The 10,464-nt window shown below is 63.9% G+C and carries 10 protein-coding genes; 4 read left to right on the forward strand and 6 right to left on the reverse strand.

The window, feature by feature from the left end; genetic code table 11:
* The first annotated feature begins 37 nt into the window (after positions 1-37).
* Complete coding sequence (locus tag AC5IJH_RS15645) at positions 38-739, forward strand: 3-oxoacid CoA-transferase subunit B (RefSeq protein WP_491903765.1); 702 nt, start codon at positions 38-40, stop codon at positions 737-739.
* A gap of 3 nt (positions 740-742) precedes the next feature.
* Here the strand turns inward: AC5IJH_RS15645 and mtnA are convergent, their stop codons facing one another.
* Both mtnA and AC5IJH_RS15655 read right to left on the reverse strand, forming a co-directional pair.
* Positions 743-1,804 carry an S-methyl-5-thioribose-1-phosphate isomerase gene (mtnA, locus tag AC5IJH_RS15650; protein WP_491903766.1) on the reverse strand — a complete coding sequence of 354 codons (1,062 nt, stop codon included), beginning with the start codon at positions 1,802-1,804 and terminating at the stop codon, positions 743-745.
* A gap of 148 nt (positions 1,805-1,952) precedes the next feature.
* Positions 1,953-3,239, reverse strand: coding sequence for an acyltransferase family protein (locus AC5IJH_RS15655; protein ID WP_491903767.1), 1,287 nt, complete (start codon positions 3,237-3,239; stop codon positions 1,953-1,955).
* A gap of 213 nt (positions 3,240-3,452) precedes the next feature.
* Here AC5IJH_RS15655 and AC5IJH_RS15660 point away from each other — a divergent pair, with 213 nt between their 5' ends.
* From AC5IJH_RS15660 to AC5IJH_RS15670, 3 genes are all read left to right on the forward strand, one after another.
* On the forward strand, positions 3,453-3,689 hold the full coding sequence (locus AC5IJH_RS15660) for a DUF3311 domain-containing protein (RefSeq protein WP_491903768.1): 237 nt from the start codon (positions 3,453-3,455) through the stop codon (positions 3,687-3,689).
* Between the two features lie 68 nt (positions 3,690-3,757).
* On the forward strand, positions 3,758-4,429 hold the full coding sequence (locus tag AC5IJH_RS15665; protein ID WP_491903769.1) for a dienelactone hydrolase family protein: 672 nt from the start codon (positions 3,758-3,760) through the stop codon (positions 4,427-4,429).
* Positions 4,430-4,491: 62 nt separating this feature from the next.
* Positions 4,492-6,993 carry a protein kinase domain-containing protein gene (locus tag AC5IJH_RS15670; protein ID WP_491903770.1) on the forward strand — a complete coding sequence of 834 codons (2,502 nt, stop codon included), beginning with the start codon at positions 4,492-4,494 and terminating at the stop codon, positions 6,991-6,993.
* Between the two features lie 22 nt (positions 6,994-7,015).
* On the opposite strand, the gene AC5IJH_RS15675 is transcribed toward AC5IJH_RS15670, so the two are convergent.
* From AC5IJH_RS15675 to AC5IJH_RS15690, 4 genes are all read right to left on the reverse strand, one after another.
* Positions 7,016-7,294, reverse strand: a complete 279-nt coding sequence (locus AC5IJH_RS15675) for a hypothetical protein (protein ID WP_491903771.1) — start codon at positions 7,292-7,294, stop codon at positions 7,016-7,018.
* Positions 7,291-7,776 (reverse strand): cytochrome c-type biogenesis protein, encoded by a 486-nt coding sequence (locus tag AC5IJH_RS15680; protein WP_491903772.1) that lies wholly within the window; start codon positions 7,774-7,776, stop codon positions 7,291-7,293. The genes AC5IJH_RS15675 and AC5IJH_RS15680 overlap by 4 nt, the downstream gene beginning before the upstream one ends.
* Complete coding sequence (locus tag AC5IJH_RS15685) at positions 7,773-9,842, reverse strand: heme lyase CcmF/NrfE family subunit (RefSeq protein WP_491903773.1); 2,070 nt, start codon at positions 9,840-9,842, stop codon at positions 7,773-7,775. The genes AC5IJH_RS15680 and AC5IJH_RS15685 overlap by 4 nt, the downstream gene beginning before the upstream one ends.
* Positions 9,843-10,041: 199 nt before the next feature.
* Positions 10,042-10,464, reverse strand: a 423-nt coding sequence (locus AC5IJH_RS15690; RefSeq protein WP_491903774.1) for a response regulator, incomplete at its 5' end; no start/stop codon positions are given.

Genomic DNA, 10,464 nt, shown 5'->3' on the forward strand with positions numbered 1-10,464 from the left:
TTGCGTGTGGGTGAGAGCGAAAGGCGGGATCAGGTGCATGAGTGAAACCAAGGCGCAACCGGCGGCGAGCCGGTCCACCAGCGATGCGGAGAAACGCGAGCGCATTGTGCGGCGTGCCGCGCGGGAGCTGCGCGACGGCTTCTACGTGAACCTCGGCATCGGCATGCCAACCCTGATCGCGAACCACGTGCCTTCCGGCATCGAAGTAGTGCTGCAGTCGGAGAACGGCATGCTCGGCGTGGGGCCATACCCGCTGGCCGGCACCGAAGATCCGGACCTGATCAACGCGGGCAAGGAGACCGTTTCGGAGATTGCGGGCACGTCCTACTTCTCATCGGCCGACTCCTTCGCCATGATCCGCGGCGGTCACGTGAACCTCTCGATCCTGGGCGCGATGGAGGTCGATGAGGCGGGAAATCTCGCGAACTGGATGATCCCCGGCAAGGTGGTGAAGGGCATGGGCGGCGCAATGGACCTGGTGGCGAGCGCCCAACGCGTCATCGTCACCATGGAACACACCACTCGGGATGGCCGGCCGAAGATCCTGAAGCACTGCACGCTGCCACTGACCGGGCTCGCCGTGGTGGATACAATTGCGACAGAGATGGCCTGGATCCGCGTCACCGCCAAGGGGCTGGTGCTCGAAGAGATCGCGCCCGGCCTTACGCCGGCCGAGGTGCAGGCGGCCACCGAGGCCACGCTGCACATCAGCCCGCAGTTGACGACAATGGCGCTCTGACGTTTAGGCCGGCACGGCTACTTCGTGCGCCATCCGCTGCAACGCCTCGGCATAGGGCGCGCGCAGCACACCGCGTTCTGTCACGATGGCGGTCACATATTTCGCTGGCGTTACATCAAAGGCAGGGTTCCACACGCCGACGTTGTCCGGCGTGAGGTGCTTGCCCGCGTGATGCGTCACCTCGACGGGGGATCGCTGCTCGATCGGGATATCCGCGCCGGTGCGCGTCGCCAGGTCGATGGTCGACCACGGAGCCGCCACGTAAAACGGGATACCGTGCTCCTTTGCGAGCACCGCGACGCCGTACGTGCCGATCTTGTTCGCAACGTCGCCATTCGCCGCAATGCGGTCTGCTCCGACAACGATCGCCTGCAGCTTGCCCGCGCGCATCAGGCTGGCGGCCATGTTGTCGCAGATCACCGTCGTGTCGATGCCGTCGTGCATCAACTCCCAGGCTGTGAGTCGGGCGCCTTGCAGGAACGGTCGCGTCTCATCCGCGAAGACCTCGATCTTGCGGCCGCTCTCCACCGCTGCGCGAATCACGCCGAGCGCCGTGCCGTAGCCGCATGTCGCAAGCGCGCCGGCGTTGCAGTGCGTCAGCACGCCCGCACGCTGCGGCAGCAGGTCCGCGCCGAACGCCCCCAGCGCACGACATGCCGCGATGTCTTCCTCATACATCTTCTGCGCTTCCGCGATCAGCCCCTGCTTTACGCTGGACACCGTCGCACCGGACTGCGCCGCCAGCTCCGCCGCGTGCTTGCGCATGCGTTCGATTGCCCAGAACAGATTCACGGCCGTCGGTCGCGTTGCGGCCAGTGTCCTGCCAATCACGCGAATCTCCGCCAGCAACGCAGGCAATGAAGTCGCGGTCGAGTGGCGCGCACCGAGCGCAACACCCATCGCTGCGGACACGCCGATTGCAGGCGCACCGCGCACCACCATCGTTGTGATCACGTCGGCAACATCCTGGTACGTCTTCGCAAGCACGTAGGTCTCTTCGCGGGGAAGGCGCGTCTGGTCCAGAAACCGGACGCCTTCAGAGGTCCATTCGAGGGTGGGAATCATGGCTCTGTTAGTGTATCCAGCCGCGCGGTGGAACAGGGGCCGGTTTGCAGCATTCAGTTCGACTGCAGCCCGCCGGAGCAGCGATCAGGAAGCGAACGAGCGCTTCAGTCCGGCTCACCGGTTCGCCAGCGCTCACCAGCTCCCGAGGTCAGAGCCTGAGAAAGATCCGCCTGCGGTACAGCGGCAGCAGCAGCACGGCGTTCACCGCCACAATCGTGAGTGCGTAGGCGAGCGACCCGAGGCACGGCGGCAGCCAGCCTGTGAATAGCCACTGGTGAAGCGCTCCATGGAGGGGCGACAGCTCCGCCCCGACGTGGACAGGTATCGCGTCCATGCTGGCTGTAATGACGCTCGAGATGACGAACGCCAGGATCGCATTGGTGCCGAATACCAGGACCGGTGCAAGCCATAGGCGCAGGGCTACTGCGCGATCCGCTGCACGAGCGCGGTCCAGCCAAAGGTGCAGCGCCGCGACCAACAACAGGCTCACCCCGCCGCTGAGCAGCGCAAAGGTGCTGGTCCAGATTCGCTTGTTGATCGGCATGTGCGGCGAGAGGGCCAGCGCCAACGAAGCCAGGATGAGCCCCATCGCGGCCAGCCGTGTGCTCGTCTTTGCGATTGATTGCCTGGCGCGCAGCATAACCCCGGCGATGAGGCCCAGGAGGGTATTGGTGAACGCCGGGATCGTCGAGAGGAGCCCCTCAGGGTCATATACCGCATGGCCCGGAACGACCGGCTGCCCAGGCGGAACGCCGTAAGCCCAAAGGTGGGGAACCGAGAAGACAGCCCGGTCGATGTAGCCGCCCAGATAGCCAACAGCGTCGTAGCGCCCTGCGCCAAATCCTGGCACCGGGACGTAACGTAACAACAGCCAGTACATGATCAGGATGCCTGCCGTGATCGCTCCGAGCGTGATCAGGCGCCGCTGATCGGAGCCTTGCTCACGGCGCGCCTGCAGATCGCCTACAGGTGGCAGCAGTCCCAGGTACAGCAGGGTGGCTGCCAGCGAACAGACCGCAATGCGCTGCAGGATGCCAGGAAATCGCAGGGTGGACCAGTGGTAGAAAGGAAAGCCGTTTACCGCCAGCCCCAGCACGACCAGCACGGCAGCGCGGCGCAGTGCGTGCGTCGCGATGGTCGCCTTCGTCTGACCTCGCCGAAGGCGGCCCTCCGTCGAGAGCGCAATCGATGCCCCCATCACAAACAGGAAGCTGGGGAAGATCATGTCCGTCGGCGTCGCACCCTGCCACACTGCATGCAACAGCGGAGGGTACACCGCACTGTACGTGCCCGGGTCCGTCACCAGGATCATGCCCGCTACCGTGAGGCCGCGCATGACGTCGATCGACAGCAACCGCCTCGCGTGCTCCGCTGCAGCAACCGCCCCCGGGTCCCCCTCTTTGTCGATCCGCGGCTGAATCGATGCTGTCTGCATCCGGCGAGGCCCACCCTTCCCGATCCGTCTCAGGATGGCACATCTTCTCACCCGACCACGCCGGCACGCCATAAAAATCGATTGTCTTGTTGAGTTGCTTGTGCGCTGGACCCTACGCGCTGGGTGCGCGCGATGTGCCTTGGGTCCGTGCCCTTGAGCAGGTACTCCATCGAGCGAGCCGAGTCTTTCGCAGGTCGCTCTATGATGTTGAGCATGGATGCGAACAAGCGCGCTCCGCAGCAGGGAAGAAGCGGCTCACGCCGCTGGAACTGGCTCCTGCTCCTGCCGCTCGCCCTGCTGATCTATCCCGGCCTTTACACCCGCCTGGAGCCGGTCTGGCTCGGCTTCCCCTTCTTCTACTGGTACCAGTTTGCTGTGGTCATGCTAACCGCAGCGCTCACCGGGCTCGTGTACTGGATGACGCGTCGACAGGATCGCGAGGAGCCCTAGAGCGCCGCTGCGAACCTTGGCTTTGCTGCATCTCATCAACCGCTGCGTGATGGTGCAAGGAGGAATCGATGGGAAGTGTGGTGCAGTTGACGGCGACCGATGGTCATGTGCTCGACGCATACGTGGTCCAGCCCGGAGTGCCGGCCACGGGTGGCCTCGTGATCGTGCAGGAGATCTTCGGGGTCAATGCGCACATTCGTGCGCTGGCTGACCGCTTTGCGGACGATGGCTTTGTCACCATCGCGCCGGCTATCTTCGATCGCACGCAGCGCGGCGTCGACCTGGGCTACGGTCCGGAGGAGCGCGAGCAGGCCATGGGCATGCTGCGGAACTTCAACGCCGACCGCGCCATCGATGACATTGCTGCTGCGGCGCAGTATCTGCGCGGGTTCGGGCCAATGAAAGTCGGTGTCATTGGCTACTGTCTCGGTGGCACATTGGCGTGGCTCAGCGCGAGCAGGCTCCTCGTCGATGCAGCCGTCGGCTACTACGGTGGCCAGATCATCAAGTACGTGAAAGAGAAGCCGAAAGCGCCCGTCATGCTGCACTTCGGCGATCTCGACTCGCACATTCCGCAGGACGACATCGAGACGATCACGCACGAGCATCCCCACGTGCCGATCTACCGCTACCCGGCGGGTCACGCGTTCAACCGGGATCTCGGCTCCGAATACAACCCGTCTTCGGCTTCGCTGGCGCGGCAGCGCACACTCGCCTTTCTGCGCGAAAACCTGAGCTGACACCCGGTTTCCCACCGGCTTTTGACGGATCCGCAACCCCGCGCCCGCTATGCTAGTGCAGCATGAAACGGCGCGAGATCGAGCACTACGAGATCCTGCGGAAGCTGGGCTCCGGCGGCAGCGGCATCGTCTACCTGGCGAACGATACGCTGCTGATGCGCCCCGTCGTGCTCAAGATCCTGAAGCGCGGCTCCCTCTCGCTCGAACAGATGCGCACCACCGTACTGCGCGAGGCGCGGCTCGCCTCTGCGATCGAGCACCCGAACGTCTGCGCCATCTATGAAATCGGCGAGTCGAGCGACGAGGCCTACATCGTCATGCAGTATGTGCCCGGCCGTTCGCTCGACCGGCTCGTCGCGCAGGGGCCGGCCAGTGTGCAACTGGTGCTCTCCGTCGGCGCGCAGATCGCTGACGGTCTCAGCGCGGCGCATCAGATTGGTATCTACCACCGTGACTTGAAGCCGGCCAACGTGATGCTGACCGATGGCGGCCTGGTGAAGATCCTCGACTTCGGCCTCGCTCGCCGCAAGACGCCCGATGAGGTCGAGTTCGACCCAGCCCAGCCGACCCGGCGCAGGCAGGGCGCGGTCGCCACCACGTACACCGCACGCGGCGGCACCCTCGCCTACATGGCGCCAGAGCAGTTCGTCACCGGGCAAAGCAGCGTGCAGAGCGACCTGTTCGCACTCGGCGTCATCCTTTACGAGCTGGTCAGCGGCCGCCACCCCTTCGTGCGCCCGGACGGCGAAGAGATGCAGAGCGTGCGCGCAATCCAGTTTGCCGACCCGCCTTCGCTCAACACCTGCTGCCCGGAGGTGCCCTCCGAGCTGGCCAGCGTCATCTATCGCTGCCTCGAGAAAAATCCGATGGACCGCTACGCGTCCTCGGGCGAGGTGCGTGAGTCGCTCAAGACCATCATGCGCACCATGCATGTCGAGACGGGTCTGCTGCCCATGGATGTGCCGGGCAACGTGCCTCCCGCGGAGCAGGAGAAGCGCTCCACCAACATGCTGTCCATGCTTGCGGAGCGATTCCGCGAGTCGGCAGGTGAGCAGGCCAAGGAGAACAGCATCGTCGTGCTGCCATTCCGCAACCTTGGCCCGGCGAAATCCACCAACCAGGCCGAGGAGTCGCCGATGTATGGCTTTGCCCTCGCGGACGCGCTGGCAGCGCGCCTGGCCCGCATGCCGTCGCTGGTCGTGCGGCCGTCGAGCGCCCTCATGCAATTGCCCATGTCGGTGCAGCAGATGGATCCACTTGCACTCGGGCAGCGCCTGCTCGCGCGCTATGTGCTCGCCGGCAACTACCTGCGCTCCGACGACGGCTTCGATCTGAACTGGCAACTGCTCGACGTCGCTGGTCAGAGCGTGCGCACCGGTGGCGCCATTCGCGTAGCGTCGTTCGACCTCATCGCCGTGCAGACCGAGATCTCCAACGAGATCTTCGCGACCCTCCAGGGCATGGGCGGCAAGCTCAACGGCAAGCAGTCCGGTCGCACCAACGGCCATCCCGCCGAACGTGGCGGACGCGTGCCGCGCCTGGGTGAGCAGGTCTCGGAAGAGTACCTGCAGGCACGCGCGCTTCTCTCTTCGTTCATGGCGCGTGCCGGGTCGCGCGGCGATCTCGATCGTGCGCGCGAAGGCTTCGAGCACGTCGTTGAGCAGGACAACCAGTTCTCCTCCGGCTGGAGCGGCCTCGGCATCGTGCACCTGCAGTATGTTCGTAACGGCTTCGGCGGCCAGATGCATCTGCTGAGCGCGCGCCGCGCCTTCGATCGCGCACTCGAGCTTGACCCCGGCTCGATCGAAGCCAATCTCTACCGCGTCTACATGATGCTGTCTCGCGGTGAGAAGGAGAGCGCACGCCACGGCATCGAGCAATTGCTGCGGACCAGCGGCAACGACTGGAACGTCCACGTCGTCGCTGGCATCACGCTGCGACTCGATGGTATGTACGAGGAGGCGCTGCGCCAGTTCAATCGCTCGCTGCAGTTGAATCCGTCGAACGCGCCGTCCATCTACAACCACCGCGCGCGGGTGTATCAATATCAGAACCAGTTTGAGCTCGCGGAAGACGAGTTACAGAAGGGGCTCACGCTTGAGCCGCGCCACTCGCTGCTGCGCACCTCGCTGGCCTACCAGCACATGCGCAAGGGCGAGATGGAAAAGGCAATTGCGCTGCTCGAGTCGGTGATCGCAGATGATGACTCGATGCGGCTCGCGTTTCCGACCCTGGCCCTGTGCTACGTGCAGGTGGGCCAGCGCGAGCGGGCCACCTCGCTTATCGTCGAAGACACGCTGTCCGCAGCCGAGGCAGACAGCGAGATGGCGTACCGCCTGGCGACGTACTTCGCCGTCGAAGGCGACGAGAGCGAAGCGCTGCACTGGCTGCGCCGCGCCATCTATCTCGGCAATGAAAATTACCCGTGGTTCGCGAAGAACCCGGCATGGCAGCGGCTGCACACGCACCAGGACTTCGAACGCATTCTCGAAGATCTAAAGAAGAGCCATCGCCGCAATCAGAAGACCTGGAAGCGGCTACTCGAGCAGGTGCCGCAGACTTAGCTTTTGCCGCTACGACTAGCTTTTAGCCACGACGTGTCGGCTGCTGCAGGCGCTCCATCTCGGAGAGCACCTCCGCAGTCTCCGCTTCCAGACCCGCCCGCTGCGCGACGAAATCCTCTTCCGGATACTTGCCCGCGCGGTATTCGAAGTTCAGGTCGCGCAGGTTGTCGTAGAGCACAGCCTTCTTCTCTTCGAGAAAATCAAGCCGCGTCTTCACGCGTTGGTGCGCGACATTGCGCTCGGGGTAGAAGACATACCCGAACAGCGCCACAGTCAACAGAGCACAGACCGCGAGGATCACTGCTGATCGCCTCCGGTCTCCTGGCGAATGCGCTGCTCGAGCACCAGCATGCGAGGATCGCTCGCCGGCGTGGGCATCGCGACCGTCTGCGGACGCCAGCGCCGCACGATGAAAAACACACCCGCGATGCCGATCAGCAGCACCGCTGGCGGAACCCACCAGGAGAAGCGATTCAGGCCGGTAAACATCGGCGCCGCCAGCGCGGTCGCGCCGTATTCATCCTGGAACGCGCGGAAGATCGTCGTATCGTCGTCGCCCTTATTGATCGATGCCATCAGCTGCGCACGCATCTTGTCGGAGTCGGGGCAGCCAACGTGGTTGCACTCGCCCAGCAGCTCGTTGCAACCGCAAGGGCACATGATCTTGTGACTCAGCTTGTCGTAGCGCGGGCTGTTGGCCGTGTCGGCAGCGTGCGCGCCAAACACGATGAGCAACGCAATCAGCAGCAGGCGAAGGGGACGGAGCAGCATCAGCTTCTTCAATCGCCACCTCGCATCGTTGCCGGCTCACTCACGAGCGGCCGGTTTGCGGAACGGGCAGGCTGGCGCAGACGCGCGGGCGCGAGCACCGTGACCAGATTGGGGGCAAGCGCGACCAGTGTGCCAACGATCACCACGAACACGCCGATCCAGATCCAGGCGACCAGCGGGTTCAGGAACACCTTGATGATCGGTCGATTCGTCTGCGGGTTCTGGCCGGCGTAGATCACGTACAGGTCCCACGCCAGGGTGGAGTGATTCGCCACCATCGTGGATACCTGTTGCGAGGCGGTGTAGAACCGCTTCTCCGGCGCCAGCTGCGTCACCTTCTTGCCGTGCCGGTAGACGTCCAGCAGCGCGTACTCGCTGTCGTAGTTCAGGTTCGAATCCTGCGTGTAGTCTTGGCACACCAGCGTATAAGGGCCCACCTGCATCGACTGGCGGAAGTCCATCTCCTGCTCGGATGAGCGATTGAACGCCGAGCCCGCAAGGCCGATAAAGATCACCACCACGCCAAAGTGCACGATGTAGCCGCCGTAGCGACGTGTGTTGCGCTGGATCAGCAGCAGTGACGACGAGAGCAGGTTGCGCCCTGTCTGCACGCGCAGCACGTGTGCGCCGCGCAGGAACTCACTGGTGATCGCCGTCACCACACCCGCTGCTATTGAGAATGCGACGAACGAGTAAGCCACCGCCTCATCGCGCCACGGCCGCTGACCGATCGCGAGCAGGACTGCTGCGGTGGCAAGGATGGCAGAGCAGGGCAGAATGAAGTTGCGGCGGATAGACCGCAGTGAGGACGAGCGCCACGCCAGCAACGGACCGAGCCCCATCAGCCCGAGCAGCCCGAGCCCGATTGGCACCGCGATGCGGTTGTACCAGGGCGCGCCGACCGTCACCTTCGTACCCTGCACATATTCGCTGATCACGGGGAACAGCGTGCCCCACAGGATCGTGAAGCAGGCCGCGAGGAAGATCAGGTTGTTGAACAGGAAGCTCGACTCGCGCGAGACCAGCGATTCAATCCGGTGGTCGGACTTCAGATGATCGCGCTGCAGGATAAACGTGAAGATGCAGACCGCGAGCGACAGGAAGAGAAACGCGTAGAACCAGTTGCCGATCGATGACTCGGCAAACGCGTGCACGGAACTGACCAGCCCGGAGCGCGTCAGCAGCGTGCCCAGGATCGAGAGCAGGAATGTGGAGAAGATCAGCCACACATTCCAGTTCTTCATCATGCCGCGCTTCTCCTGCATCATCACGGAGTGCAGGAAGGCGGTGCCCGTCAGCCACGGCATCAGCGACGCATTTTCAACAGGGTCCCAGCCCCAGTACCCGCCCCAGCCCAGCACCGAATAGGCCCAGTGCGCGCCAAGGAAGATCCCACAGGTGAGGAAGAGCCACGTCACCATCGTCCAGCGGCGCGTGATGTGAATCCACTTCTCGCCGGGGTAGCGCATCATCAGCGCACCCAGCGCAAACGCGAACGGCACCGTAAACCCGACGTAGCCCAGATAGAGCATCGGCGGATGGATGACCATCTCCGGATACTGCAGCAGCGGATTCAGGCCGAAGCCATCGGCAGGCGTCGCTCCCTGGACCAGCGCGAACGGTGGCGCCGGGAAGTTCACCAGCAGCAGAAAGAAGACCTGCACGGCGGCAAGGATGGTCGAAGCGTAGGCGGTGAGCCGGACATCGACCCGGTGGCGCAGCCGCAGCACGAAGCCATAGGCGGCCAGCAGCCACGCCCACAGCAGCAGGGAGCCCTCCTGCCCGGACCACAGCGCCGCGAACTTGTACGGGCCCGGCAGCGCGCGGTTCGAGTGGTGCAGGATGTAGGCGACTGAGAAGTCGTTCGTGAACGCCGCCCAGACCAGCGCGAACGCTGCCGCGGAGACCGCGAAAAAGCTGGCGATGCCGGCACGGCGTGCAGTCTCGGCCAGCCTCTCCGGGGAGACACGGGTGCGGGCGCGGGTCGCCAGTTGGCGCAGGGCCAGGGCGCCGGCCAGCACACAGTACGCGCTCAGGGCCAGCGCGAGAAGAAGCGAGAAACTACCGAATACCGGCATAGGCGTGTGGCACGACGTGCCGCCTGCTCAGTCACTGCAAAGCAAACACGAAGCGCTGTTGTGATTCTCGCAAACCGGAACGGAACGCGCCAATCCACCGTTGGATTGGAATGTGCGGGCTCAAGCGGCGAGCAGCCGCGCCATCAAACAGAAACGCACGGCTCGAAGGCCGCGCGCTTTGCGAGTGTGTGCTACAGGATCAGGCAGTCTGATCGTAAGGCGGGAACAGCAAGTTCTTTGACAGCGCAATCAGCTCTTCCGGCGGAATCGGCTTCAGGCGGAAGAAGACGTCCATGCCTTCATAATCGGCTTCGGCCTCGGGCAGGCCGCTCAACACCAGGATCGGCATCCTGGACGCGGCGCGTACGTGCCGGACCAGTTCAGGCCCGCTCATCTCGGGCATTAAGTGATCGGTGATCAGCATGCTGAAATGCTCACCTGCCTGCATTTTTTCAAGTGCAGAGTGACCGCTATCCGCAAGGACGACGGAAAGGTGGGCTCTCTCTAGAATCAGGCGGCGTGTAACGGCCTGAATAGGGTTGTCGTCCACGATCAGGATAGGCTGCATCTGCAGATTTGGACCCCTTGGGTGACTCAAGCGAAGATGGCAGAAACGAAAAAA

This window comes from Candidatus Dedyshia acidiphila (assembly GCF_051025295.1).
GTDB lineage: Bacteria > Acidobacteriota > Terriglobia > Terriglobales > Acidobacteriaceae > KBS-83.